Below are 26,792 nucleotides of genomic sequence, written 5' to 3' on the forward strand. Positions count from 1 at the left end.
GCTTGTTATTCATTGGCTATTATATCATGACCTTTAGGATTACAGTGTTTTAAAATGAATTAGACAGGATTTTAACATCATAGATGAAACAGTCATATCAGCCTTTTATGATATACTATAAGGGAAATATGATTAGTTGTTTTATTAATTATCATAAGCAAGGAGAGGGTTATGAAAAAACGCATATTTCTCACAATGTTACTTTTAGGAGGATTGATAATGATAGGATTGGCAGGGTGTGGAGAAAATAAAAATAGTCGAGAATGGATTGAGAACAAAGTCTCCGAGGTCAGTCGTGTCTATCCAACCGAGAATCTGTTTGACTTGTTTAAGCAATTTCCGGAAGGGTTTGAGGTCTATCAAGTATACATGAATGATAAAGTTAGCATAAAAATATACTTAACCGGAAATAGTCAGTTCAAGACGATAACTGGTAAATTAATTCGAAAAGATTTAAAGTTAGAAAAAAAGACAGACATTATAGATGTTAATTACATAGAACAGCAATTTATTTTTTCAGATGAAGAAAGAGCGAGGGAAATTTGGGAACTTAAAGGTTTTCTGTTTCAAGAATTAACGATTAATAAAAGTATTTTATCTGAGTTTAAATTAGAAAATAAGAGTTATAACAGTGTAACTAATGGTTTTGACATATCTTATAGTGTGAATAATCCAATAATAAACAAATTTTTTAAAATGGATGGTCTTAAAAATGGCGTATTAGAATTTGGAAGCTCTTTGCAGAGTAATGATTATTACTATTATTCTGTTGTTGTTGATTACAAAGACGGTTATTATTTTAGAGAAACAGTGTCTAATGGAGAGTTGAATAATGGTGAGTAGTGGTATTCCAACTTTAGATGCTTCTAATCTAACTTATAAATTTGAATAAGATGCAAGGAAATGTTGCTTTTATGGTATATTATAAGGGAACTATGATTAGCTATTTTGTTGAATATCATAAATAAGGAGAAGGTTATGAAAAAACGCATGTTTTTCGCAATGTTACTTTTAGGAGGATTGATTATGATAGGATTGGTAGGATGTGGAGAAAATAAGAACAGTCGAGTATGGATTGAGAACAAAGTCTCTGAGGTCAGTCGTGTTTATCCAACTGAAAATCTCTTTGATTTGTTTAAGCAATTTCCGGAAGGGTTTAATATTACTCAAACATTCTATAAGGATTCGCTCAGAACAGTAGTTTCCTTAGATGGAGATGCAGAAAATCAAACCATAAAAGGAAAGATAGAGACTATAAAAATATCTACCGAACCATATAAAGAAGAAGTGAAAGACCATGTTGATGTAGAATATAAAGATGGTCAATTTATATTTTCTAACAATGAGGTAGCGGAAAAAATTTGGGGTTATAAAAGTTTTCTATTCCAAACATTAAGTTTGAATAGAGATGTTTTATCTCAAATGAAGCTTGAAAAGTTTCAATATTTTTCAAATCGCAATGTGTTTGAAATCTATTATATTAGTGATGACTCTACAATAAATAATTTCCTTAATTCAAATGGAGAACACATTTTATCAATAAGTGGAGCGGAATCTTATAATAATACAAAAGGTTATCGATTGAATGTTAATATTGCTTTTAAGGATAACCCAAATGATGGAATGAGTGAGATAGTTTCAAGTTGGATAGATGATAGAAATAGTGTTTCTAATTAATTTGCTAACATTTAAAACATCCTGATTGACCTGATTATAAATAAGGAGCATGCGAAAGAATGAGTGAAAAAGAATCGGTTAACAGTGAAATTCCAACTCTGGATGCAGCGAATCTGACTTGTAAATTTGAATAAGATACAAGGAAATGTTGCTTTTATTGTATACCATAAGGGAACTATGATTAGCTATTTTGTTGAATATCATAAATAAGGAGAAGGTTATGAAAAAACGCGCGTTTTTCGCAATATTACTTTTAGGAGGATTGATAATGATAGGATTGGCAGGATGTGGAGAAAATAAGAACAGTCGAGCATGGATTGAGAACAAAGTCTCTGAGGTTAGTCGTGTCTATCCAACTGAAAATCTCTTTGACTTGTTTAAGCAATTTCCGGAAGGGTTTGAGATTAGAAGTATTGATACCTACGATGAGACGAAGGACTATTCTCGTTATCAGAAGATTGAACTCGTAGGAAATGCAGAAACAAAAGAAATAACTGGTAATTTTAAAAGAATAGAAGCTCGAGGTAATCCTTATGAAGAAAAAGTGCTTTTAGAAAGCCGTGTTGTGTACACTGAAAAAGGATTGGAATTTTTGAATCCAGAAGTTTCTAAAGATGATTTGTTTTATGATGGGTTTTTATTTCAAAAGTTAGAACTAAATAAAGCAATTTTGTCTCAATTGGAACTCAAAAAAACGTACTATAATTGGGAGACTGGTGATGCTTCTATTACTTATAAAAATGTAAATAGTAAAATTATTCAGGATTACTTCCATATACAATCAAGTGAATCGTTAGACCTTTTTATTAGTGCAGACCACTCTGCAACTATTGGCTATGAATACGGTTATCCTGTGGTTTTTGACGGAGAAAATATATCTCATTCAGAACTTATAACAGGAAAAAGTAAGAGTATGAAGAAGATAGATGCCAAATAGTAATGTGCCGACCTTAGATGCTTCTAATCTGACTAACGAATTTTAATAAGATAGCAAGGAAATGTTTCTTTTATGGTATACTATAAGGGAACTATGATTAGTTGTTTTATTGAATATCATAAGTAAGGAGAGGGTTATGAAAAAACGCATATTTCTCACAATGTTACTTTTAGGAGGATTGATAATGATAGGATTAACAGGGTGTGGAGAAAATAAAAATAGTCGAGCATGGATTGAGAACAAAGTCTCTGAGGTCAGTCGTGTCTATCCAACCGAGAATTTGTTTGATTTGTTTAAGCAATTTCCGGAAGGATTTGAGATTGAGCAGGTCTATTTCAAAAAGAAAAGTGATGGAATTGATGATTCTATTACAGAAATTAAGCTGAAAGGTGATGCAACATCGCATACAATAACGGGTACTCTTGCTAAAAGCCCAGCGAAGGAAGATGCGCCAAAAAGCGATGAAGTGGTAGTAAGTGTTCAATATATAGACAACAAATTTATTTTTTCTGATGAAGAAACCGCTAAAAGAATATGGAAGTTTGATGGTTTTTTGTTTCAAAAACTTGGTATAGATAAAGAGTTTTTAAGTAAATTATCATTAAAAAACAAACATTTTAATGGAAATAATGGTTCTTTTGATATAGATTATATTATTAAAAACACAACGATTAACCAATATTTTAATAAACAGCAACAAGCTGAAACAGTGCTAGGATTTGGTAGTTCTTTGAGGTTAGATGACTTTTATTATTATTCTGTTACTGTTGATTTTAATGATGGCTATTATTTTAAGGAGAGAGTATCGAATTAGGAGAGAAGTATGAGTAAAAAGGATACAGCGAATAGTGGTATTGCTACTCTAGATGCAGCAAATCTGACTTACGAATTTGAGAATGTGCGAGTTAATCAACCTGAAATTGGACATGATGATAGAAAACAACTTCTTAATGCAGTAGACAGAAGTAAACCTCTCCCCTCTAACCTCCAGTATCTAGATGATTTTCATGATGACTTTACTGGGACGAGTGGTACAGCCTTCCTAGATAAGGACAGTGGAGAGGTGATTATTGCCTATACGGGAACGAATCCTAATGCGGATATAGTCAAGGATGTCGCTACAGATGTCGGTAGTATAGCCATGGCGCTCGGTTTTCATTATGATGAAGCTTTCAAATTTTATGAAAGGATTCGACAGAGATATGGGGATAATATTACTCTAACTGGACATTCTTTAGGAGGTAACATCGCTCAGAGGGTGGCCTTAGAGTATAACGCTCCGCGTACTGTGGTATATAACTCAGCGCCTCTCTATTTAGAAGGTCTTATCGAATCTAAAGATAAAATCATAGATTATCTGACTCCGTGGGATTCGGCAAGGGAGAAGATAATCAATAAACAAAAGACATTCACAGGTCAAGTAGTACGAATCCGGACTCAAGATGACTTTCTTAACAATATCTCAAAACCTTTTTTAGGTGTATACTTGGGGGAAGATTATCTGCTTGAAAATTCCGGTGGGCACAGTATTGATCCAGATATTACGGGTGATAAAAATCAAATTAACCAAATCAAAGATATTTTGGAAAATCAGAGTCCAGAGAAGATGACTGGACTTGAAAAGAAGAACTATGAAACTCTGAAGAAATTACAAGGTGTCAAAAATCGACTTCTAAAGCAGTTGAGTACCCAATTTTTATCAGATGGTAGTATAAGTAGCCATGAGATGTTTTTCTTGGACAGCGTCCAAGCAACAGCTGTTGCGACGGCAATGACAGAGAGTGTCAGCAACGGACACAGCGAGATTGAGGCAGTTGCGAAAAAAGCAGTTGCGGATGCTGAAACACTCTACGATAAAAGTAAGGAAGTTCCTTGGTTCGTCACAGAGTTAACTTATGATGAGATAGAGGATGTCTATGCAGAAGCTGGGGTAACTTATGATAGTATTGTGGGTGAAACTCAGAGACATTTTGATAAAAAAGTAAGTAAATCAGCTGAGATTGTAAAAGCCTTTACGGATTTGGAAACGAATATTCAGAAGGGTGTTGAACAAGCAGTTGAAGGAGACGAAAGCTTGGCAAGGGATATTAATCAATGGACAAACTAGAAGAAATCCAAGTGAAAATAAAAAAGCAAGAAGAGGGACTTTGGTCCTTGGAGGATGACTATAGAACTGCTAAGAAGAAAATAGAAGAATCCTATGAAAGTTTAGATCATAATCGTTCTCAGTTGACAAGACTATATGAGGAGTTTGAGAACGTTGCTTATGATTTTGCTAGACAGAAATCTGGAGACGATGGGGAGCATCACCAATTTCTGATGTTATTAGAATCTTATTCAAGTGAGACGAGTAGTGAGTATCTTCGGCAGTATGCTAAAATAGAGGCAAAAGATGAAGAGTTGCAGACTCAGTACCGAAAAGAGCGTTCTCGCTTAGAAAAAGAGTTAGAAGAGAGTTATAGTCAAAGAAAAGACTTATATGAGTTAGAAAGGAGGCAGAAGAAATGCTAGTGGATTTAGTCATAGACGCTTTGATTGGACCTATGTCAGAATCAGCCAGGCGAGAAATCAAAAAAACATTAGAAAGAGCAGCTATCAAAACATTTTGTGCTCCTCCTATAAAATCAGGTAGAAAAGGTATTGTAGATAAGTACGATGAGGAGATAGGGGTTCTTGCTATGACAAATAAAACTGCTGTAACGACTTTAGCAGCTCAAATGGATAGCTCAATTAATGGGTTGGGACAAAAAGCCATTAGCGAGACTATTAGTAAAAATAGTACATCTTTTGAAGATTTAACTCCGAAAAAGAAAAAATAGTGCTTTAACTATGCCATGTTCCTTTCCAATTTTTCCAAATATTCCTCTTCAAAGTCATCTTCGGATGACTTTTTGATAAGTTACTAGAAATGTAGAGGTGCTTGAGATGCGTAAAAAATTACAAAGAAAAGTGACAGAAGAAAAACCAAGCTATAGTCGAGAAGAAATTCAGTGGTTGCTTGAGCATTTAGGAGATCCCTCTCCAGAAATTCGAGATGAACTTGTTTTTACGAGTTTGGCTAGAGGAATTCAAGAAGAACTGTTTTCCCTTGAGCAGTTTCAGTTTATCTCAGAAGAGGTCTCCTCTAATGAAAGGCTATACAAAGAGATTGATAGTAGAGGAGTTTCAACTCTTAAACGTTCTTTTAGGGCGCTTATTTATGCCAATCTTTTGTATGCAGATGGTAACGAGCACTCTCTTTTCTATAAAGGCTTAAAAGCTGATATAAGAAATGCTATGCTATCTCAAGGTTTGTATTACCTTAAAAAAGAAAAGGATACGACAGGTTTTTCAAGTCAGTATGGTTGGGTTCACGCTTTTGCGCATGGAGCGGATCTCTTGACGGAAGTCGTTTGTCATCCAGATTTTCCTAGTAACAGATTTTCTGAAGTATTTGATGTACTGGGTCAATTATTTAAAAGAATTACCATTCGTTTTACAAATGATGAGGACTGGCGCTTAGCGAGAGTACTTTATGAACCCATTTTGCAAGGGAAATTAGGGCAAGAACAAGTAGCTTCTTGGATAAAAACTATTGACTTTCCGATAGAAGAGAGGGAAGATTTTTATAAATTTTCCAACTTCAGATCCTGTCTGTTGGAAGTCTATATCCAACTTGACCAGAAAAATAGTTTACAAGATGCCTTGAAAGAAGCCATTCAATCTTTTCAGTACTAAGGATAAGCGAGTCGTTTCATGATTTTCAAATACTTTCCAGTCAATTTTCTTGAAACACTTTCCTTCTTTTGATAGACTAATACATAGTTTGAAAAAAGGAGATTTATCATGAAAAAATTTGTTGCTGAATTAATCGGTACATTTATGCTTGTGTTCATTGGAACAGGAGCTGTTGTTTTTGGAAATGGTCTTAATGGCCTTGGACACCTTGGAATTGCTTTTGCCTTTGGTTTGGCAATCGTAGTTGCAGCTTTCTCAATCGGAACTGTTTCAGGTGCGCACTTGAACCCGGCGGTTTCGATCGCTTTGTTTGTAAACAAACGTTTGTCATCTTCAGAGCTTGTAAACTATATCCTTGGACAAGTAGTTGGAGCTTTCCTTGCGTCAGCTGCAGTATTCTTCCTCTTGTCTAACTCAGGCATGTCAACTGCTAGTCTTGGTGAAAATGCCTTGGCAAACGGTGTCACTGTCTTTGGTGGATTCTTGTTTGAAGTCATCGCAACTTTCTTGTTTGTCCTAGTTATCATGACTGTAACATCAGCAAGCAAGGGTAATGGCGCAATCGCTGGTTTGGTAATCGGCTTGTCCTTGATGGCTATGATCCTTGTGGGATTGAACATTACTGGCCTTTCAGTAAATCCAGCTCGTAGCTTGGCTCCTGCTGCATTGGTAGGTGGTGCAGCCCTTCAACAAGTATGGATTTTCATCCTTGCCCCAATCGTTGGTGGCGTTCTTGCAGCACTTGTTGCGAAAAATTTCCTTGGAACAGAAGAATAATTGAAACTCAAAAAGCCTTGCTCCTCAGTTTGAGGAACAGGGCTTTTTCGTATCTGTTTAACGGTTGTCAATTTTCTCTGGATAAAGGTCGTGCTGGAAGAGGCGTTGTTCTGCCAAACCTTCATACTTGCTTCCAGGTCTACCGTAGTTGTAGTAGGGGTCGATTGAGATGCCACCGCGCGGAGTGAATTTTCCCCATACCTCCAAATAGCGAGGGTTTAGTAGATTGACCAAGTCTTTCCCGATGGTGTTGATACAGTTTTCGTGAAAATCCCCATGGTTTCGATAGCTAAAGAGGTAGAGTTTGAGGGATTTTGACTCGACGCAGAGCTTGTCAGGAATGTAGGAAATATAAATGGTCGCAAAGTCTGGCTGAGCAGTGATTGGGCAAAGGGAGGTAAATTCAGGACAGTTGAATTTGATGAAATAATCATTTTCCACATGACGATTGTCAAAGGATTCGAGAACTTCTGGTTGATAGTCAAAAATGTAGTTGGTTTCTTTGTTGCCCAGTAGGCTTAGGTTTTTCATTTCTTCTTGTTGTGACATGTTTTTTTCTTTCTAATTTAAACACCACGTTGGTTGTCGTAGAGGAGGGTATGGAGTTGAGGAAGGACGCGGACATTGCCCCAGCTATCGTCAGTAGCGACACATTCCCAGAGTTCTTTGAGTCGGTCTAGTTGGTCTTGGACAATATTGCCTGTAGCCTTGGGCTCAGGATTTCCAGCCGATAAGAAAAGGACATCTGGTTGGTAGCGTTCTTGAATCCCTTTAGCAAAGGCCAAATCGGCATCATCAAAGACAGGGATTTTAAAGGTGACCTTGTCTGGATCCAATTGGGAAACGATAAAGTCCAAGGTCTCGAAGTTGACTTCCATCTTTGATGAAGGAGGCTTGGGGCTCAGAGTGACCTGGTCGATGTCTTTTAACCAATTTTGCCAGCGAGAACCTTGAGTCTCAACAGCCAGAGTGATACCGCGTTCCTTGAGCTTGGTGACGAGTTCGGCCATGTTAGCTGCTAGGATAGCGGGATTTCCGCCAGATAGGGTTACATAGTCGTAGCTTCCTAGCTTATCTAAGGCTGCAATGACTTCATCAGCGGTCATGCGAGTTGGTTTTTCAGAACCATCCCAAGTAAAGGCAGAGTCGCACCAGTCGCAGTGGTAGTCGCAACCAGCAGTGCGGACAAACATGGTTTTCTGCCCGATAGCACGACCTTCACCTTGAAAGGTTGGGCCGAAAATTTCCAGAACTGGTAGTTTGAGGACACGTTCCCTAGTCATCTAACCACTCCCGTCTAAACTCCGCAAAGGCAGTCGGAGTCTCATAGAGACGAACATATTCCAAACGGAGATTGCGCTCGTCTGGCAACTCTTGGCTCATGGTTTGAAAAATCCAGTAAACCATATTTTCAGCAGTCGTGTTCATATAAGGCAGGGTTTCATTGAGATAGCGATGATCCAAGTGGGGTTCTATGTAGTTCTTGTAGATCGCTTTGATATCTCCAAAGTCGTAGGTCATACCCCGTTCATCTAAAAATCCACTGACAGCAATTTGCAGATGATAAGTGTGGCCGTGCAGGGACTTGCATTTTCCCTCATAGTGAAAGAGGTGGTGGGCAGCATCGAAGGTGAACTCTTTTGATACCAAGGTTCTGTGAGGATTGTAGATAAGAGATTCCCCAGTTTCCTGTTTGATTTCTTTGGGAGCAAAAAACATTAGCTCTCTCCTTTCTGTGAGAGATAAACATCAAGGCCATGCTGGCGTAGGTGGCAGGCTGGACAATCACCGCAGCCACTACCGATAATCCCATTGTAGCAGGTTAAGGTCTTCTCACGAACGTAGTCAAAGGCACCAAGTTGGTCGGCTAACTCCCAAGTTTCAGCCTTGTCTAGCCACATGAGAGGTGTTTGGATAACAAAGTCGTAATCCATGGCAAGGTTGAGAGTAACATTGAGGGATTTGACAAAGACATCCCGACAATCAGGGTAGCCTGAGAAATCTGTCTCGCAGACACCTGTCACGATATCTTTAATGCCTCGTTGCTTGGCAAGAACTGCCGCAAAGGAAAGAAAGAGGTGGTTGCGGCCGTCAACAAAGGTATTGGGAACCTCTCCCTCTTTTTGCTCGATCTCCAGATCAGAGGTCAGGGCATTTTCAGTGATTTGTCCCAGCAGAGACATATCTAAGATGTGATGACGAATGCCTTGTTCCTTAGCGATTTCTCTAGCAACTTGAATTTCGAGATGATGGCGTTGGCCGTAGGCAAAGGTGACGGCTTCGACTGTTTTATAGTGTTCTTTAGCCCAAAAGAGGCAGGTTGTGGAATCTTGACCGCCGCTAAAGACGACCAAGGCTGAATGACGTTTCATAGTACTCCTTCTAAAATGGGAAATGTTCAGAGCACGCAAAAAGCTCCCTTGAGGGGAGCTAAAAAATACCAAGTAGAGGTTTTTTTTAGCGATGGCATGTCCCAAACATCGTAATATTCTACCTACAGTCTAGCATATTTTTTGAAAAATGGCAAAGGGTAAGAAAAAAGAGACCAAATGAAGTACATGGTCTCTCGTGTGATTAGCTCAATTCAGCAACGATGGCCTTGATTTGTTCTGCTGTGTGAACACCTGCAACTTGTTTCACCACTTGGCCGTCTTTTTTGAAGAGAAGGGTTGGGATAGACATGATTCCAAAAGCACGAGCTGTATTTGGATTTTCATCAACGTCCATTTTAACGATTTTCAAGACATCTTCTGAAAGTTCTTCAGACAATTTATCCAAGATTGGACCTTGCATACGACATGGACCACACCAAGTTGCCCAGAAGTCTACCAAGACCAAACCGTCTTTTGTTTCTTGTTCAAATGTTGCATCTGTAATTGCTTTTGCCATTGTATTTCTCCTTTTTTAGTTATATTGGCTTAAATCTTGTTTCATGAGATAGAAGAAAACATCTCCATAAGTCCCATGGTAGTCCAAATCATGACCATTGTAGGTTAATTTTTGGACAGTATAGTAATCAGCAACGCCGATGAGGCAGGCGTGTTGAGAACGTTCAAAGTCTTGGTAAGACTCGAAAGTCATGGTTCTCTCTTGCTTACTGGCGTCTAGATAAGTAATTTCGATCATATAAAACTCCTTTGTTCGATCTTGACTTTATTGTACTCCTTGAAAAGAGGAATGTCAAGAAAAATGATTGCGCACGCAACTTTTTTAAAAAATCTGATTAAGAAATGAAATCAAGACTCGTTTCCAGTCTTTCTTCGACGGCTTTTTGCAGGTAAGCTAGGGTGGTTTGTCCCTCGTCAGTCAGGCAGATAAAACTAGCCCGTCTATCCTGATCGCAACATCTGCGACTAAGCAAACCGCAGTTTTTCTCTTCTAATCGTGCCACCATTCGAGAAACAGCGCTCGGACTGAGATGGAGTTTATCGGGTAAATCAATCTGTCGTAAGGATTTTTCATCGGCTAGATCCAAATAGTAGAGCAGGTAAAACTCTTTCAAGTTCAGCCTTTGTTCACTCTGCTGGGCAATAGTTTCTTCCAACAAGGCTTCCATTTCTTTTTGATGGCGGTTGTAGTCAAACCATTTTTCTAAGTAGGTCATTGCTTTCTCCTTTCTTTTCAAAGTAAAAATCACAAAGTCATTAGTGACTGTTTCTGCAATACAAGATGATTGCGCATGCAATGATTATACTACTTTTAACTAATCCGTGCAAGAGAGAAGAATTGCAATATTTCCTTGAAATTTTCTGAAAAAAGAGTAAACTGGTATGCAAGAAGTCTATTTCGTGGAGTTTAGAATGAAATTATATGTTCAATTAATGATTCTCTTTGTGATTTCATTGATCGGTGAGGGAATTTCTAGTTTCTTTCATCTGCCTATCCCAGGCAGTATTATCGGTTTGATTATTCTCTTTCTAGCCTTACAGTTCAAGTGGCTGAGAACCAGACATGTCAACATGGTGGGGAATTTCTTGCTGGCCAATATGACTATTCTCTTTTTGCCACCAGCAGTGGGAATAATGGAGAAGTTTGATGTGATTGCTCCCTATCTCCTGCCCATCGTTTTGATTGTCTTTTTTGCAGCTGTCATCAATATTATCCTCATAGCCGTGGTAGTTCAGTTCATTAAGAGACGATTTGAGGGAGATTATGAGAAAGGAGATGCCAAATGAGTGAATTTGTTTCCAATCCCCTGTTTGGGCTTGCCCTGTCTATCCTTGCTTATCTAGTGGGGATGCTGATTTACAGACGTTTTCCCCATCCATTGACAACGCCCTTGCTTTTGTCGGCTGTTTTCATTATCATTTTTCTAAAGCTGACGGGGATTTCTTACCAAGATTACTACCAAGGTGGGGTTTATCTGAACAATTTGATTGTTCCGTCAACAGTGGCTTTAGGGATTCCGCTTTATAAGAGTTTTCACTTGATGAAGCACCATGCTCGCAGTATTCTCTTTGGTAGTCTGTTAGCAGTAGTTGTCAATACTTGCTTTACTGCCATAGTAGCGAAAATATTTGGCATGGACTTTTTCCTAGCTATTTCTCTCTTTCCCAAGTCAGTGACAACCGCTATGGCAGTGGGGATTACAGAAAAATTGCAAGGTTTGACGACTGTGACCTTGGTCGTCGTAGTGGCCACTGGCATTTTGACCAGTGTGATCGGACCAACCCTTTTGAAATGGTTGAAGATCGATGACCCAGTGGCTGTGGGACTTTCTCTTGGAGGAACAGGTCATGCTGTCGGAACGGGAACCGCCTTTCGATACGGATCGGTAGCAGGAGCCATGGGTGGCTTGGCTATCGGTGTCACTGGTATTCTCTACGTCTTTGTCAGCCCCATCGTAGCCAGTTTGATATTGAGTTAAAAAGCAAGGAAGCTGAGTTCCTTGCTTTTTTCCAATTTTATTTTGTAAGGATTTACTTTTCTTTGCTTAAATGAATGACTTGGTCGTAGCGTTTTAAGTCCTCGTCTGTATAATGGTGAATGACTTCAATGACTGTCTGAGGTAGCGAGAAGAGGAGGTCGCTAATCTTTTTGCTATTCTCTAAGTCAAGATTGGCCTTAATCTCATCAGCCAAGATGAGTTGGCTGTCGTGATAGAGCGCGCGAGCGATTTCGAGTCGTTGTTTCTCGCCACCAGACAGGCTATCGTTGCTAAGAGTTCGATTTTTCAAATGTTCTAAACCAGTTGTCTTGAGGATATGATTCAACCTTTCTTGCTTTTTAGTCATTCCTAGAAGGATATTGTCTTCCAGAGACAGCGTGTCAAAGTAATGGCTATCTTGGAGGATATAGGAGCTAACGCTCGTGATTTCTTGGCGTGATAGGCTTTGGCCAGCAAATGCAATCCGTCCACTGGTCGCAGCCAACTCTCCATGAATGATATTGAGTAAAGTCGTTTTTCCAGAGCCACTTTCACCGATAATGGCAATCTTTTCTCCTTTCTTGATGTGCATGGAAAGAGGGGATAAAAGGACCTGTCCCTCTTTTTCTAGAGAGATATTCTCTAGTTGGACGGGATAAATGTTTTGGAAGGTGCTAGTAGAAATAGGACTAGAATTTGTGAAAAGTACTTGGTACTTTTCACAGAGGTATTGAGTTGCTTTTCGGGTGTTAGTAAAGTAGGCTAATTCTTGGAATTGATAGCCAATATTATGAGAAACGAGATAAATGGCTACAAAACTAGCTGCGTTTAAATAACCATAATAGGTCATAAAACCGCCAATGACAATAGGGGCAACGGAGCAAAAGGCATCGATGCTATTGATAAAGAGACTGTTTAGGGTACGTTGTTTCTCATATCGTATTTCCGCATCCAAACTAGTCTGTAACTGATTTTGATAGCGAGCAAAAAAGAAGTCCTGTCCCTGATAATGACGAATCTGTTGGCTACCGCCAATAAAATTTGTCAAGCTTGATAAGTAGCTCTGGTTAATAGTGGACCGCTTTTCAGAAAGTGAATCTAAACGCTTAGATCCGATGGCACTACAGAGGACAGGGACGGAGTAGAAGAGAATAAAAATCAAGCCTAGGTAAAAATTAGTCCACAGGGCATATAGAATGGAGACGGTTGTGAAACCAAGAGAAGAAATAATGATAACGGTTGGCTCAATATAGCTCTTTTCTAACTGGTTGACGTCGTTTTCTAAATCAGACAAAATATCCTTTTCATCAATATCATAACCGCTGAGGAATCGCTTGAAAATAGCGCTTTTAATTCCATATCTGAAATCAGTAATCAAACGAGCGTAGTAATAGCGTTTTCCAGCTAGCCCCAGTAAGAGGATGAGGTTTCCAAGGATTCCCAGAATCAACACTTTCCAAAGAAGTTCCAGTTCTTGATTGGTAAAACTAGCAACGATACTCTGAATGAGCGCTGGCGTAATAATCGCTTCCAGCCATGTGATTGCAATCGAAAAGAAGTAAAGTGTTAAGTGTTTCTTTGCAACAAACGTTCTAAGCATAAAGAGCTCCCTCCTTATCAATATACAGTAATCACTTTTAAAATTATTATACTCCTTTTTATCCACATTTTCATACAATATATCTAAAAGAAAAGATCTAGCGATACAGAGTCGCTAGACCTTTAACTTATTGCAAGTTAACCTTGTTTTTCAAGATATAGTAGGTACCGAGATAGTAGATAGCTGATAAAAAGAGATCGCGCAGAATTTCTGTACCAATCATCATGTTAAAGTCATTTTCAATTCGGAAAAAGAGAGAAACATAACCAATGACGATGGCAATGACGATATAGGCTAGAATCCCCATAGCTGTTCGATACTCATTAAAGAGTTGTCCGATAGAGATGGAGAGGTAGATGGATAAAATCCATGCGATAGAACTGACAAATAGTGATAGGGCATACAGCCAGCCGTAGCTGAGGTAAGGGGAAATGAAGTTATAGAGAGCAGTGAAGTCTTTTTCTATTGGTGTTAAGAAGAAGATAATCAATATACTCAAGATAAAGACGATATAGCTTAAGATGGACCAGACAAGACCACCTAAAAGTTTTGCGATGATGATTTGGTGCTCAGAGACAGGCAAGGTCAAGGTCAAGTACCCTTGGCGGTCATAAACACTACCCTTGAATCTTCGGATGATTAAAAAGATTGTTGCAATCCAAAGAGTGACGCTGAGTCCTCCAAAGACTAGTACTAAAAAGAAGATGAAATAAGCAGCATTGTTAGGATTGTAACTCTGGCTAAGACTGTTAATAAAAGCTCCAATCAAAACTGAAATTGCAAGTACAGCACCGTAGAGTGCCAGATACCATTTATTGACATTTTTAAATTCATAACGAACTAGATTCCAAAACATAATAATCTCCTTTGCTTAGGCTTTAAATTCCTGGCGGAAGAGCTGGTCAATGGATTCACCTGACTCGTAACGAATATCATCAACATTTCCTTGGCGGACGACTTTTCCGTCTTTGAGGAAGATGATCTCATCCAAGATTGGCTCAATATCTGAAATCAAGTGGGTTGAAATCAGCACCGTAGAGGTTGGTGAGTAGTTATTGATGATGGTATTGAGGATATAATCACGGGCAGCTGGATCCACGCCTCCGATTGGTTCGTCCAGAACGTAGAGGCGGGCTTCACGGCTCATAACCAAGATGAGTTGGACCTTTTCCTTGTTCCCTTTTGATAGTTTCTTGAGGCGACTGTTTTCATCAATACCGAGATCGGCTAAAAGGTGTTGGGCTCTTTCGAGATTGAAATCCTGATAGAAGGTTTTAAAATAGGTTAGAGCATCCTTAACCTTCATCTCTTCATTGAGGTAGGTTGTATCTGGTAGGTAGGAGACGATCGCCTTGGTAGCAGGACTTGGATCCTGTCCATTAATAAGAACACGTCCTTTATTTGGTTGAAGGAGGCCATTGATCAGTTTGATTAGGGTTGTTTTCCCGGATCCGTTTGGTCCAAGGAGCCCGACAATCTTTCCGGTTGAGATCTCTAGTGAGATATTGTCAAGTGCCGCAGTTGCTCCATATGATTTTGTTACATTTTCAAGTGCTAGTAGTGTCATAGTCTTAAACTCCTTTAATATAGTCGCTTAATACATTTGGCAGTTCTTCTTTTTTGTAGCCAAATTGGAGCATGCAAGAGACGAATTGTTGCAGTTGCTCCTCGGAAAGTTGTTTGCGGGACTGAAGGATGAGGTCTAAATCCTCGGTGACAAATCGACCAGTTGTCCGCTTGCTATATACAAATCCTTCACGTTCGAGGTCAGACAAGGCGCGCTGAATGGTATTGGGATTGACCCCAGCCTCGCTCGCCAAATCTCTCACGGTAGGGAGCTGTTGATTGGGTTCCAGTTCATGGGAAACAATCTGTAATTTGATTTTTTCCATAATCTGTAAATAAATCGGTTTTGTATTATCAAATGACCAGGACATCATAGTCTCCTTTCTTTGTCTTTATTGTTCTAATCAAATAATACAATAAAACAAAAAACTTGTCAAGTAAAAATAAGAATTGTTTTGGGAATTGCTCAAAAAATGGTATAATGAAAAGAAAACGACAAGGAGGGAAATGCATGCGTTGTCCAAAATGTGGGGCTACCAAGTCAAGTGTTGTTGATAGTCGACAAGCCGAAGAAGGAAATACCATCCGCCGAAGACGTGAGTGCGACGAGTGTCAGCATCGTTTTACAACCTATGAACGAGTAGAAGAAAGAACGCTGGTTGTCGTCAAAAAAGACGGTACGCGAGAGCAGTTTTCAAGAGATAAAATCTTTAATGGGATTATCCGCTCAGCCCAGAAACGTCCTGTGTCAAGTGATGAAATCAACATGGTGGTCAATCGCATCGAGCAAAAACTCCGTAGTCGCAGTGAGAATGAGATCCAAAGTGAATATATTGGGTCCTTAGTCATGGAAGAATTGGCAGAGCTTGATGAGATTACCTATGTTCGTTTTGCCAGTGTTTACCGTAGCTTTAAGGATGTGAGTGAGTTGGAGAGTCTGCTCCAGCAGATCACCCAGTCCTCTAAGAAGAAAAAGGAAAAATAGATGAAACCAAATGACCGTTTTTCTTTTCTAAAGAATAATCGGGTGTCGCAAGATACCTCTTCTCTGGTGCAGTGCTACCTCCCGATTATCGGTCAGGAGGCACTGAGCCTCTATCTATATACCATTACCTTTTGGGATGGTGGGCAAAAGGAACATCTCTTTTCCCACATCCTCAATCACTTAAACTTCGGCATGCCGACCTTGCTCCAATCCTTTAAAGTCTTATCTGCTTTGGATTTGTTGACCCTTTATCAGAAGGGGGAAACTTATGAATTGCAGCTTCATTCTCCCCTCTCCAGTCAAGAATTTCTAAGCCATTCTGTCTATAGCAGATTATTAGAGAAAAAGATTGGGGATACAGCTGTTTCTGCTATGAAGCAGGCTCCAAGTGAGGGAGAAGCACTCTCTGTTTCTTTGAGCCAAGTCTTTCCAACCCTGACTGAAGAAGTGACACCAAGCGAGTCTAAAAGCAAGTTAAAAAACGATTTTGATTTGGAACATTTCCAGCGTCTGATGGCTCGAGATGGCTTGCGTTTTGAAGACGAGCAAACGGATGTTTTGGAATTATTCGCCATCGCAGATGAAAAAAAATGGACCTGGTTTGAAACTTATCAATTAGCCAAGGCGACAGCGCTGGCTCAGGTTATTTCAGTCAAACGCATGCGTGAAAAGCTTGCGCAAAAGCAGGTTCCTTCTGACTTTAGCCCCAAAGAAATGACCATTATCAGGGAAGCCAAAAATAAAACTCCCCTGCACTTTTTAGCGGAAATCAAGCAAACGCGTAAGGGGAACATCACCCAGAGCGAACGAGAACTCCTTCACCAGATGGCGTCTTTAGGCTTGTTGGATGAAGTCATCAATATCGTCTTGCTTCTAACCTTTAACAAGGTTGATTCGGCTAATGTTAATGAAAAATATGCCATGAAGGTCGCAAATGACTATGCTTATCAAAAAATTCGGACAGCAGAAGAAGCTGTGCTTCGGATTCGAGAGCGTCAGCAAAAAGGGCAAGAAGACCAGAAATCGAAAACTAGCTCGACTAAGACCAATGTTCCTAAGTGGAGTAATCCAGAATATAAAAATCAAACCAGCGAGGAGACTCGTCTGGAACTAGAACGTAAAAAACAAGAAATGTTAGCCCGATTAGAAGAAGGAGGAGACTAGATGGAAAGTGTGGGTGATGTTATCAAACGTCAGACAAGTCGTTTTCAGTATCAGGACCTAGTCCAGCAGATTATGAAAGACCCAGATGTGGCGGCTTTTATCCAGAAAGAATCCCTCAGCCCAGAGGAGTTGAATCGTAGCATCTCCAAGTTCAACCAATATATCACAGAACGGGATAAGTTTCTTCGTGGGGATGCTGACTATATAGCGCGTGGCTACAAGCCTATCTTGGTCATGAATCACGGCTATGCAGATGTATCTTATGAAGAAACACCCGAACTAATCGCGGCTGAAAAAGAGGCGGCAATCAAGAATCGTCTCAAGTTGATCAATCTACCAGCAAGTCTCAAGAAAGCGAAATTGGCTCAGATTGACCTAGATGACTTAGGACGTTTGCCTATTTTTGAGAGACTCTATGCCTTTGTTGACCTTTACCCAAGTATCCGAAAAGGCCTCTATCTTTACGGAGACTTTGGTGTCGGAAAGAGCTTCATGATGGCAGCCCTGGCTCACGACTTATCTGAAAAACGTGGTGCTTCAACAACCATTCTCCACTATCCAAGTTTTGTCATTGATGTGAAAAATGCCATCGGTGAAGGATCTGTGAAGACCCTGGTGGATGACATCAAGTTAGCAGAAGTCTTGATCTTGGATGATATTGGTGCAGAGCAATCTACCCCTTGGGTGCGTGATGAGATTCTCCAAGTTATTCTCCAGTATCGCATGCAGGAAGATTTGCCAACCTTCTTTACTTCCAACTTTAATTTCCAAGATTTGGAAAAACATTTTGCTAAAGGAAAGAATGGAAATGATGAGACTTGGGAAGCTAGACGGGTCATGGAACGGATTCGTTATTTAGCAGAGGAAACAAGACTAGAAGGAGAAAATCGCCGATGACAGAAACCATTAAACTGATGAAAGCTCATACTTCAGTTCGTCGCTTTAAGGAGCAAGAGATTTCTCAAGAACACTTAAATGAAATCTTGACTGCTACTCAAATGGCGTCATCTTGGAAAAATTTCCAATCTTACTCTGTGATTCTTGTACGCAGTCAAGAGAAGAAAGATGCTTTATATGAATTGGTTCCTCAGGAAGCTATTCGCCAGTCAGCAGCCTTTTTGCTTTTTGTCGGTGACTTGAACCGAGCTGAAAAGGGAGCAAGCCTTCATACGGACACTTTCCAACCTCAAGGGGTAGAAGGTCTCCTTATCACGTCTGTGGACGCTGCGCTTGCAGGGCAAAATACCTTGCTTGCGGCTGAGAGTCTGGGATATGGTGGTGTGATTATCGGTTTGGTCCGTTACAAGTCAGAAGAAGTGGCAGAGCTTTTTAACTTGCCTGACTATACCTATCCCGTTTTTGGGATTGCCCTTGGCGTGCCAAATCAACAACATGATGTCAAACCAAGACTGCCTTTGAACCAAGTGGTATTTGAAGAAGAATACCAAGAACAGCCAGTAGCAGCGATTTTGGACTATGACAAAGTACAGGCAGACTATGCTGGTGCGCGTGCGACAACCTCTTGGAGTCAGCGTTTGGCAGAGCAGTTTGGTCAAGCCGAACCTCGTTCAACTCGGAAGAATCTAGAACAGAAAAAGTTATTGTAGAAAGTGAGAAAACATGGCCTTACCAACTATTGCCATTGTGGGACGTCCCAATGTTGGGAAATCAACCCTATTTAATCGGATCGCTGGTGAGCGGATCTCAATCGTAGAAGATGTCGAGGGTGTGACACGTGACCGTATCTATGCAACGGGTGAGTGGCTCAATCGTTCCTTTAGTATGATTGATACGGGAGGGATTGACGATGTCGATGCTCCCTTCATGGAACAAATCAAGCACCAGGCAGAAATCGCTATGGAAGAAGCGGATGTCATCGTTTTTGTGGTGTCTGGTAAAGAAGGGATTACAGATGCGGACGAGTACGTAGCTCGCAAACTCTATAAAACCCATAAACCTGTTATCCTTGCCGTTAACAAGGTTGACAACCCAGAAATGCGAAATGATATTTTTGATTTCTATGCGCTAGGATTGGGCGAACCGCTGCCAATTTCGTCTGTCCACGGTATCGGTACGGGTGATGTGCTGGATGCCATTGTGGAAAATCTACCACACGAAGTTGAAGAAGAAAATCCAGACGTGATTAAATTTAGCTTGATTGGCCGTCCTAACGTTGGAAAATCAAGTTTGATTAACGCTATTTTGGGAGAAGACCGCGTGATTGCTAGTCCAGTAGCTGGAACAACGCGCGATGCCATTGATACTCATTTTACAGATACGGATGGACAAGAGTTTACCATGATTGATACAGCTGGTATGCGTAAGTCTGGTAAAGTCTATGAAAATACGGAGAAATATTCTGTCATGCGAGCCATGCGAGCCATTGACCGTTCTGATGTGGTCTTGATGGTCCTCAATGCAGAAGAAGGTATTCGCGAGTACGACAAGCGTATCGCAGGTTTTGCCCACGAAGCCGGTAAAGGGATGATCATCGTTGTCAATAAGTGGGATACTCTTGAGAAAGACAACCACACCATGAAAAAATGGGAAGAGGATATTCGTGAGCAGTTCCAATATTTGCCTTATGCACCGATTGTCTTTGTATCAGCTTTGACCAAGCAACGTCTCCATAAACTGCCTGAGATGATTAAGCAAATCAGTGAAAGCCAAAACACCCGTATTCCTTCAGCAGTTTTGAACGATGTGATTATGGATGCCATTGCCATCAATCCAACACCGACAGACAAAGGGAAACGCCTCAAGATTTTCTACGCTACCCAAGTGGCAACCAAGCCACCAACCTTTGTCATCTTTGTCAATGAAGAAGAACTCATGCACTTCTCTTACTTGCGTTTCTTAGAAAATCAAATCCGCAAGGCCTTTGCCTTTGAGGGAACACCGATTCACTTGATTGCAAGAAAACGCAAGTAACCCTTGCTTGTTTTTCTACAAAAATAAACTAAAAGAAGACTTCATAGTCTTCTTTTTTCTATACTAAAAGGGGAGAAAAGAACCTGCCAAATTGGAGGAGAATCTGTCATCAAATTTCAATCATTTTCCTAGTTTTTGTAATCTATTTGTAATGAAAATGCACTTTTTTTGTAAAAATCAAAATGCTATAATTCCTTAAATCAATTTTCCTTTATCAGGGAGGTTATTATGAAAAAAAGCAGATTATTTAAACATAGTTTGTTGGTTCGCTTGCTTGGGTTGCTAATGATCTTTCTCTTCTTGTCAGCATTCACAGCACCTGAAAAACCTGAGTACGGAATTTATGACCCGGATCATTATTTAACGGATGAGACTATAAGTCAGATTCGGGAATTGAATAATGTCAATAGTAAAAAATCAGAAAAATTCCAGATGGGTGTTTACGTTGTGAAAAGCCTAGATGGAGAAACAATCGAGACTGTAGCCAATGAAACAGCTAGGGCTTGGAAGATTGGCTACTCGGGAGATAATCACGGTGTCTTGATTGTGGTAGCAGTCCAAGATAGAAAATCACGGATTGAAACCAGTAATAATGTGGCCAGTAAGATCACTGACTATCAGACTCACAGGTTCTTGACAACAGCACGTCCTTACTTTAAAAATGGTGACTATAACAAGGGTGTTCTCTCAATAGTCAATAATCTCAACTACATGTTCTATAGTGGATCGAGTACGACTGCTTCAAGTTCTAAAAGTAGTTACGACTATACTACCAACTCTAGTCGCTTAAGGGAACTTGAAAGGTATGCTGGTGAGAGTAGTTCTTCGAGACGTCATCGAAAAAGCAGTTCGAGCGACGGAGTTATCGTATTTGGAGTTCTCATTTACTTCATCGTGATGATTATCGGATTTCTATTTGGTGGTCGTGGTTCACGTGGAGATGATTCTGGCGGTGGCTGGTGGGGCAGTGACTCATCAGACTCAGGTTCCTCTTGGTCTGATTCAGGTTCTTCTTGGTCTGACTCAGGCTCCGACTCATCTGGAGGCTGGGACGGCGGTGGCTTTGATGGTGGCGGTTCGTCTGATGACTGGTGAGTGATCATATATTGCACAAACCGATTTTTCCATACAGTAAGGTGACTCCTTTGCAAGAGTTCACTCCTTAATTAAAAATAAAAACAAAGTTTGGGAAATTGATTTAAAATCTGAGTATTTTCTCAGAAAAGTTGATAAAAGAAAGTGTTAAGGTTTTGATATGAAACAAAATAAAGTAATTCTCTCAATAGTGGCGATCTTTTTTGGACTACTAGTTCTGGGAAGTTGTTCCGCAGTGACGACCTATAATGGTCTGGTTGGTGAACAGACTAAAGTGGAGCAGGCTCAGGCCGATGTTTCGACAGCCCTCCAACGTCGTTCGGACTTGATTGGTAACTTGGTGGAGTCCGTTAAAGGACAAATGAATCATGAAACCGAAGTCTTTACCAAGATTGCGGATGCTAGAGCTAAAATCGGTAGTAGCTCAGTGACATCGGAAGAAAACCAAAAGGCTCAGGGAGAATTGAGCTCTGCTCTTTCCCGCTTGATTTCCTTGACGGAGAATTATCCAGAGCTCAAGAGCAATCAAAATGTTGAGCAACTAATGGTCGAACTTTCAGGCAGTGAAAATCGTATTTTTGTAGCACGCAAGGACTATAATAAGGTTGCAGCTGAGTACAATCAAAAGTTGAGAAGTTTTCCAACCGTGCTTTTTGCGAATATGATGAACTTTAAAGAAGCTGAAACCTTTAAAGAAACAGAAGAAGCCAAGACAGTTCCTAAGGTCGATTTTGGAACATCTTCATCAAGTCAATAAAGTGAATCAGCCTGTGAATAAAGGAATTTCTCTAGTAGGACTAGTGATTTCAAATCCGAACCTGGAAAGCTTTTTCCAGGTTTTTTTGGTATAATAAAAGGGAAGAGACAGTGACTCAAATGGAGGTTTGCTATGGAGAAAACAAAAGCCTTTCTTGAAGCGCACTACAAGAGATATATTCTTACGATTTGCCTTCTCTGGTTCCTCATGTTTTTCCTTCCTTGGGATTGGCAAATAGGAGGAGTTTCAGTATATTATTTCGTTATGAAAAAACTCTTTGTGGTTTTTGGAGTTTTATCCATCCTATACTCCGTGCTGATTAAAAAAATCAGTCTTCTCATCTTTGGCATCATCTTTTGCTTGGCCTTCTGGATCAATCTCTTTTGGTATTTTGGGATATTGCCTATATTCTTGGGAAATTAAACATTAACAAATGAAGGACCAGACTAGCTTCTAGTCCTTTTCTCTTTCTTGTTAAAATAGTTGGAGATATGAAAATAATTTTGTTGACGGACTGTCTGTATGATATAATAAGTCCCGTAAAATGAAGATTAAGGGATTTGAAAAATGGCTAAAAAAGTAAAAGATTATTATGACTTGGCTTATGCTAGGGATTTGAGTCGACGGTTGCAAGAAGCGTCCCCTGCATTTGATGAGCGAAAGTTTAGGTTGTTGGTAGAAAAAGACTTGGAAGAGTTGGAGTTTAGCCAGCGTCAAGAACTCTTGGCTAAAAGTATCAAAGATTGCCTTCCCCTATCTTATGAGGACTCTCTCAAGGTTTTTGAGAAAATTTTGGGTCCCGAGTTGGAGGGTGGTTTAGGTATGTTCTCAGAAGGATATTGGCTTTGGCCAATCGGAAAATATGTAGAGCTATATGGGGACAAGGAATTTGAATTGAGCGCGGCCTTTAGTAAGGAACTAACCAAGCGATTTACTGGAGAATTTTCTATGAGACCTTTGCTGGCTCGCTATCCTAAGGCTACAATGGCTTTGCTGTTAGAATGGAGTCGGGATGAAAATTTGCGCGTTCGTAGACTTGCCAGCGAATGTATGCGTATCCGTCTGCCTTGGGCTAAGAAACAAACCGTGGTATTGGATTATTTTGAGGATTTCACCACTATTCTGACCAATCTAAAGGATGATAGAGACAAGTCCATTCAAAAAAGTGTAGCTAATAATTTAAATGATTTATACAAGGAAGATCCTGATAAGTTTGAAAGGATTCTTCAAACTTGGCAAAAGAAGGAGCTAAGTCCAAGTTGTGCTTGGATCATCAAGCATGCATCTCGAACAAAAAACAAAAAGGTAGCCACAGAAGATTGATGCAAAAAAAACTGAATTTCAGCTGGCCTTTTCCGTTGTAAATTAAGGATTCTTTCTTGAAAAATAATGGTAAATATGCTAAAATTAAAAGAACATTCTAAAATATTCAGAATAAAAAGTAAGGAAAATCATGGCTAATATTTTAAAAACGATTATTGAAAATGATAAAGGAGAACTTCGTCGTCTGGAAAAGATGGCTGATAAGGTTCTTAACTATGAGAGCCAAATGGCTGCAATGTCAGACGAAGAACTAAAAGCGAAAACTGACGAATTTAAAGAGCGGTACAATAAGGGTGAATCACTTGATTCATTGCTATATGAGGCTTTTGCAGTAGTTCGTGAAGCTGCAAAACGTGTCCTTGGGCTCTTCCCTTATAAGGTTCAGGTCATGGGTGGGATTGTTCTTCACCATGGTGATGTTCCAGAGATGCGTACGGGTGAAGGGAAGACCTTGACAGCGACTATGCCAGTGTACCTCAATGCCCTTGCAGGTAAAGGGGTTCACGTAGTTACAGTCAACGAATACCTAACAGAACGTGACGCGACTGAAATGGGTGAGTTGTACTCATGGCTCGGTTTGTCAGTAGGGATTAACTTGGCAGCTAAATCTCCAATGGAGAAAAAAGAGGCTTACCTTTGTGATATTACCTACTCAACCAACTCAGAGATTGGTTTCGACTATTTGCGTGATAACATGGTCGTTCGTGCGGAAAACATGGTGCAACGTCCACTCAATTATGCCTTGGTCGATGAGGTTGACTCAATTTTGATCGACGAAGCTCGTACACCATTGATCGTTTCAGGTGCCAACGCAGTTGAAACAAGCCAACTCTACCATATGGCGGACCACTTCGTGAAATCTTTGGACAAGGACGACTATATCATTGACGTTCAGTCTAAGACGATCGGTTTGTCAGATTCTGGTATTGACAAGGCTGAAAGCTACTTCAAACTAGAAAATCTCTACGACATTGAAAATGTAGCTCTTACTCACTTTATCGACAATGCCCTCCGTGCCAACTATATCATGATTCTCGATATCGACTATGTGGTTAGTGAAGAGCAGGAAATCTTGATTGTCGACCAATTTACAGGTCGTACCATGGAAGGTCGTCGTTACTCTGATGGTTTGCACCAAGCGATTGAAGCAAAAGAAGGTGTGCCAATTCAAGACGAGACCAAGACTTCAGCTTCTATTACCTATCAAAACCTCTTCCGTATGTATAAGAAATTGGCAGGTATGACAGGTACTGGTAAAACAGAAGAAGAAGAATTCCGCGAAATTTACAACATTCGTGTTATCCCAATCCCAACCAACCGTCCAATTCAACGTATCGACCACTCAGACCTTCTCTATGCAAGTCTGGATGCGAAATTTAAGGCTGTAGTTGAAGATGTAAAAGCTCGTTACCAAAAAGGTCAGCCGGTCTTGGTAGGTACAGTTGCCGTTGAAACGAGTGATTTCCTCTCCAAGAAATTGGTAGCAGCAGGTGTTCCTCACGAAGTCTTGAATGCGAAGAACCACTACAGAGAAGCGCAAATCATCATGAACGCTGGTCAACGTGGCGCGGTTACTATCGCAACCAACATGGCTGGTCGTGGTACCGACATTAAACTTGGTGAAGGGGTTCGTGAGCTTGGTGGACTTTGTGTTATCGGTACAGAGCGTCACGAAAGTCGCCGTATTGATAATCAGCTTCGTGGACGTTCAGGACGTCAAGGAGACCCAGGTGAGTCACAATTCTACTTGTCTCTTGAAGATGATTTGATGAAACGTTTCGGTTCTGAACGTTTGAAAGGTGTCTTTGAACGACTCAACATGTCTGACGAAGCCATCGAATCTCGCATGTTAACGCGTCAAGTTGAAGCAGCTCAAAAACGTGTCGAAGGAAACAACTACGACACTCGTAAACAAGTCCTTCAATACGATGATGTTATGCGTGAACAACGTGAAATCATCTATGCACAACGTTATGATGTTATTACTGCAGATCGTGACTTGGCACCAGAAATCCATGCTATGATCCGTCGTACCATTGGACGTATCGTGGATGCACATGCTCGTTCGAAAGAAGATGAAAAATTGGAAGCAATCTTGAACTTTGCTAAGTATAACTTGCTTCCAGAAGATTCAATTAGCCGTTCAGACCTTGCAGGTTTGTCGGACCAAGCTATCAAAGATGAACTTTTCCAACGTGCCTTGAAAGTCTATGACAGCCAAGTTGCTAAGCTTCGTGACGAAGATGCAGTGAAAGAATTCCAAAAAGTCTTGATTCTACGTGTTGTAGACAACAAGTGGACAGACCATATCGATGCTCTTGACCAGTTGCGAAATGCTGTTGGTCTTCGTGGATATGCCCAAAACAACCCTGTTGTAGAATATCAAGCAGAAGGTTTCCGCATGTTTAACGACATGATTGGATCGATTGAATTCGATGTGACCCGCTTGATGATGAAAGCACAAATCCATGAACAAGAACGTCCGCAAACTGAACACAATATCAGTACAACTGCGACTCGTAATATCGCAGCGCAGCAGGCAAGCCTTCCAGAAGATTTGGACTTGAGCCAAATCGGACGGAACGACCAATGCCCATGTGGATCAGGTAAGAAATTCAAGAACTGTCATGGTAAGAGACAATAATATGAGATAAGATACAGGCGGATACCTGGTAAAAATCATTTTTTGCTTGGTGTCCGTTTGCTTTATAAGGAGATGAATCATGGTATTTAAAGCTAAAAGTCCTAAAATTAACATTGAAGAAGTTCGCGCCTTGTCTAAATTAGAGGGAGCGGCTCTTGCGAGAAAAAATCAACGTGATCAGGAATTGGAAGCCATCATCCGTGGGGAAGACCAGCGTATTCTCTTGGTGATTGGACCATGTTCATCTGATAACGAAGAGGCGGTTCTTGAGTATGCCAAGCGTCTATCTGCTTTGCAAGAAGAGGTCAAAGACCGTATTTTTATGGTCATGCGTGTCTATACAGCTAAACCTCGTACCAATGGAGATGGCTATAAGGGCTTGATTCATCAACCAAATGCGACAGAAGCTCCTAGCTTGATCAATGGGATCAAGGCTGTTCGTCAGCTACACTACCGTGTGATTACCGAAACGGGTATGACAACAGCGGATGAGATGCTTTATCCTGAAAATCTTCCGCTGGTGGATGATTTGATTTCTTATATGGCTGTTGGAGCTCGTTCTGTAGAGGATCAACAGCACCGTTTTGTAGCGAGTGGAGCAGACTTTTCAACAGGATTTAAAAATCCAACATCTGGAAATCTCAATGTCATGTTTAACGGGATTTACGCAGCGCAAAATAAACAGAGTTTCCTTTTCCTCGGTAAAGAGGTGGAAACAACGGGAAATCCATTGTCCCACGCCATTCTTCGCG

Annotated in this window: 33 protein-coding genes; 22 read left to right on the forward strand and 11 right to left on the reverse strand. The window is 40.3% G+C overall.

Features of this window, described 5'->3' with window-relative positions; translation table 11 throughout:
• Positions 1–171 precede the first annotated feature (171 nt).
• The 9 genes from GMD3S_RS0207545 (at position 172) to GMD3S_RS0207585 (ending at position 7,108) form a co-directional block, all read left to right on the forward strand.
• Complete coding sequence (locus GMD3S_RS0207545; RefSeq protein WP_000745946.1) at positions 172–843, forward strand: hypothetical protein; 672 nt, start codon at positions 172–174, stop codon at positions 841–843.
• A gap of 135 nt (positions 844–978) precedes the next feature.
• Entirely contained in the window at positions 979–1,677 is a 699-nt protein-coding gene (locus tag GMD3S_RS0207550; protein WP_000746966.1) for a hypothetical protein, read from the forward strand.
• A gap of 220 nt (positions 1,678–1,897) precedes the next feature.
• Positions 1,898–2,614, forward strand: a complete 717-nt coding sequence (locus tag GMD3S_RS0207555) for a hypothetical protein (RefSeq protein WP_025172971.1) — start codon at positions 1,898–1,900, stop codon at positions 2,612–2,614.
• Between the two features lie 136 nt (positions 2,615–2,750).
• Positions 2,751–3,428 (forward strand): hypothetical protein, encoded by a 678-nt coding sequence (locus GMD3S_RS0207560; RefSeq protein WP_000745947.1) that lies wholly within the window; start codon positions 2,751–2,753, stop codon positions 3,426–3,428.
• A 9-nt stretch (positions 3,429–3,437) separates the two neighbouring features.
• Positions 3,438–4,721, forward strand: a complete 1,284-nt coding sequence (locus tag GMD3S_RS0207565) for a DUF2974 domain-containing protein (RefSeq protein WP_000037150.1) — start codon at positions 3,438–3,440, stop codon at positions 4,719–4,721.
• Positions 4,709–5,125, forward strand: coding sequence for a hypothetical protein (locus GMD3S_RS0207570; protein WP_000359227.1), 417 nt, complete (start codon positions 4,709–4,711; stop codon positions 5,123–5,125). Before GMD3S_RS0207565 ends, GMD3S_RS0207570 begins: the two co-directional genes overlap by 13 nt.
• Positions 5,119–5,433 (forward strand): hypothetical protein, encoded by a 315-nt coding sequence (locus GMD3S_RS0207575; protein ID WP_000959513.1) that lies wholly within the window; start codon positions 5,119–5,121, stop codon positions 5,431–5,433. Before GMD3S_RS0207570 ends, GMD3S_RS0207575 begins: the two co-directional genes overlap by 7 nt.
• Positions 5,434–5,539: 106 nt before the next feature.
• Positions 5,540–6,331 (forward strand): DUF2785 domain-containing protein, encoded by a 792-nt coding sequence (locus GMD3S_RS0207580; protein WP_001227786.1) that lies wholly within the window; start codon positions 5,540–5,542, stop codon positions 6,329–6,331.
• A 108-nt stretch (positions 6,332–6,439) separates the two neighbouring features.
• Positions 6,440–7,108: an MIP/aquaporin family protein gene (locus GMD3S_RS0207585; protein ID WP_000714820.1), complete on the forward strand. Its 669-nt coding sequence runs from the start codon at positions 6,440–6,442 to the stop codon at positions 7,106–7,108.
• Between the two features lie 57 nt (positions 7,109–7,165).
• Here the strand turns inward: GMD3S_RS0207585 and queF are convergent, their stop codons facing one another.
• The 7 genes from queF to GMD3S_RS0207620 all read right to left on the reverse strand — a co-directional run bounded on the left by queF (position 7,166) and on the right by GMD3S_RS0207620 (position 10,712).
• Positions 7,166–7,657, reverse strand: a complete 492-nt coding sequence (gene queF, locus GMD3S_RS0207590) for a preQ(1) synthase (RefSeq protein WP_000082583.1) — start codon at positions 7,655–7,657, stop codon at positions 7,166–7,168.
• 17 nt (positions 7,658–7,674) lie between these two features.
• Positions 7,675–8,391 (reverse strand): 7-carboxy-7-deazaguanine synthase QueE, encoded by a 717-nt coding sequence (gene queE / locus GMD3S_RS0207595; RefSeq protein ID WP_000196457.1) that lies wholly within the window; start codon positions 8,389–8,391, stop codon positions 7,675–7,677.
• On the reverse strand, positions 8,384–8,827 hold the full coding sequence (queD, locus tag GMD3S_RS0207600; RefSeq protein ID WP_000464563.1) for a 6-carboxytetrahydropterin synthase QueD: 444 nt from the start codon (positions 8,825–8,827) through the stop codon (positions 8,384–8,386). Before queD ends, queE begins: the two co-directional genes overlap by 8 nt.
• A complete protein-coding gene (gene queC, locus GMD3S_RS0207605) occupies positions 8,827–9,480 on the reverse strand; it encodes a 7-cyano-7-deazaguanine synthase QueC (protein ID WP_000820634.1) in 654 nt (217 codons plus the stop codon). The genes queD and queC overlap by 1 nt, the downstream gene beginning before the upstream one ends.
• 202 nt (positions 9,481–9,682) lie before the next feature.
• Positions 9,683–9,997: a thioredoxin gene (gene trxA / locus GMD3S_RS0207610; RefSeq protein WP_001029581.1), complete on the reverse strand. Its 315-nt coding sequence runs from the start codon at positions 9,995–9,997 to the stop codon at positions 9,683–9,685.
• Between the two features lie 15 nt (positions 9,998–10,012).
• Positions 10,013–10,234, reverse strand: coding sequence for a DUF4649 family protein (locus tag GMD3S_RS0207615; protein WP_000570263.1), 222 nt, complete (start codon positions 10,232–10,234; stop codon positions 10,013–10,015).
• A gap of 97 nt (positions 10,235–10,331) precedes the next feature.
• Entirely contained in the window at positions 10,332–10,712 is a 381-nt protein-coding gene (locus tag GMD3S_RS0207620; protein WP_000221641.1) for a MarR family winged helix-turn-helix transcriptional regulator, read from the reverse strand.
• A gap of 196 nt (positions 10,713–10,908) precedes the next feature.
• Here GMD3S_RS0207620 and GMD3S_RS0207625 point away from each other — a divergent pair, with 196 nt between their 5' ends.
• Together GMD3S_RS0207625 and GMD3S_RS0207630 are read left to right on the forward strand one after the other, a co-directional pair.
• A complete protein-coding gene (locus tag GMD3S_RS0207625) occupies positions 10,909–11,283 on the forward strand; it encodes a CidA/LrgA family protein (RefSeq protein WP_000781327.1) in 375 nt (124 codons plus the stop codon).
• Positions 11,280–11,975 (forward strand): LrgB family protein, encoded by a 696-nt coding sequence (locus GMD3S_RS0207630; RefSeq protein ID WP_001288947.1) that lies wholly within the window; start codon positions 11,280–11,282, stop codon positions 11,973–11,975. Before GMD3S_RS0207625 ends, GMD3S_RS0207630 begins: the two co-directional genes overlap by 4 nt.
• Positions 11,976–12,027: 52 nt before the next feature.
• On the opposite strand, the gene gggC is transcribed toward GMD3S_RS0207630, so the two are convergent.
• From gggC to GMD3S_RS0207650, 4 genes are all read right to left on the reverse strand, one after another.
• Positions 12,028–13,575 carry a streptosactin export ABC transporter GggC gene (gene gggC / locus GMD3S_RS0207635; protein WP_000946536.1) on the reverse strand — a complete coding sequence of 516 codons (1,548 nt, stop codon included), beginning with the start codon at positions 13,573–13,575 and terminating at the stop codon, positions 12,028–12,030.
• Between the two features lie 127 nt (positions 13,576–13,702).
• Complete coding sequence (locus GMD3S_RS0207640) at positions 13,703–14,431, reverse strand: hypothetical protein (protein ID WP_000498769.1); 729 nt, start codon at positions 14,429–14,431, stop codon at positions 13,703–13,705.
• Between the two features lie 15 nt (positions 14,432–14,446).
• A complete protein-coding gene (locus tag GMD3S_RS0207645; protein WP_000173190.1) occupies positions 14,447–15,142 on the reverse strand; it encodes an ABC transporter ATP-binding protein in 696 nt (231 codons plus the stop codon).
• A 4-nt stretch (positions 15,143–15,146) separates the two neighbouring features.
• Positions 15,147–15,512: a GntR family transcriptional regulator gene (locus GMD3S_RS0207650; protein WP_000119117.1), complete on the reverse strand. Its 366-nt coding sequence runs from the start codon at positions 15,510–15,512 to the stop codon at positions 15,147–15,149.
• A gap of 140 nt (positions 15,513–15,652) precedes the next feature.
• Between GMD3S_RS0207650 and nrdR the strand changes: the two genes are divergently transcribed.
• The 11 genes from nrdR to GMD3S_RS0207705 all read left to right on the forward strand — a co-directional run.
• Positions 15,653–16,126 (forward strand): transcriptional regulator NrdR, encoded by a 474-nt coding sequence (gene nrdR, locus GMD3S_RS0207655; protein WP_001203678.1) that lies wholly within the window; start codon positions 15,653–15,655, stop codon positions 16,124–16,126.
• Positions 16,127–17,290, forward strand: a complete 1,164-nt coding sequence (locus GMD3S_RS0207660; protein WP_000803930.1) for a DnaD domain protein — start codon at positions 16,127–16,129, stop codon at positions 17,288–17,290.
• On the forward strand, positions 17,291–18,187 hold the full coding sequence (dnaI, locus tag GMD3S_RS0207665) for a primosomal protein DnaI (RefSeq protein ID WP_000446483.1): 897 nt from the start codon (positions 17,291–17,293) through the stop codon (positions 18,185–18,187).
• The gene (locus tag GMD3S_RS0207670) at positions 18,184–18,897 is read left to right on the forward strand and encodes an NADPH-dependent oxidoreductase (protein ID WP_000140859.1); all 714 of its coding nucleotides are present in this window, start codon (positions 18,184–18,186) and stop codon (positions 18,895–18,897) included. Before dnaI ends, GMD3S_RS0207670 begins: the two co-directional genes overlap by 4 nt.
• A gap of 13 nt (positions 18,898–18,910) precedes the next feature.
• Entirely contained in the window at positions 18,911–20,221 is a 1,311-nt protein-coding gene (gene der / locus GMD3S_RS0207675; protein WP_001207687.1) for a ribosome biogenesis GTPase Der, read from the forward strand.
• Positions 20,222–20,449: 228 nt separating this feature from the next.
• Positions 20,450–21,316, forward strand: coding sequence for a TPM domain-containing protein (locus GMD3S_RS0207680; RefSeq protein ID WP_000749678.1), 867 nt, complete (start codon positions 20,450–20,452; stop codon positions 21,314–21,316).
• A gap of 160 nt (positions 21,317–21,476) precedes the next feature.
• Entirely contained in the window at positions 21,477–22,073 is a 597-nt protein-coding gene (locus GMD3S_RS0207685; protein WP_000812473.1) for a LemA family protein, read from the forward strand.
• Between the two features lie 132 nt (positions 22,074–22,205).
• Complete coding sequence (locus GMD3S_RS11035) at positions 22,206–22,496, forward strand: hypothetical protein (protein ID WP_000415957.1); 291 nt, start codon at positions 22,206–22,208, stop codon at positions 22,494–22,496.
• Between the two features lie 144 nt (positions 22,497–22,640).
• On the forward strand, positions 22,641–23,396 hold the full coding sequence (locus GMD3S_RS0207695) for a DNA alkylation repair protein (protein ID WP_001085879.1): 756 nt from the start codon (positions 22,641–22,643) through the stop codon (positions 23,394–23,396).
• Between the two features lie 130 nt (positions 23,397–23,526).
• Positions 23,527–26,040 (forward strand): preprotein translocase subunit SecA, encoded by a 2,514-nt coding sequence (gene secA, locus GMD3S_RS0207700; protein WP_001284115.1) that lies wholly within the window; start codon positions 23,527–23,529, stop codon positions 26,038–26,040.
• A 79-nt stretch (positions 26,041–26,119) separates the two neighbouring features.
• A partial coding sequence (locus GMD3S_RS0207705) for a phospho-2-dehydro-3-deoxyheptonate aldolase (RefSeq protein WP_025172972.1) occupies positions 26,120–26,792 on the forward strand: 673 nt, incomplete at its 3' end.

Source organism: Streptococcus sp. GMD3S (assembly GCF_000298695.2).
Lineage (GTDB): Bacteria > Bacillota > Bacilli > Lactobacillales > Streptococcaceae > Streptococcus.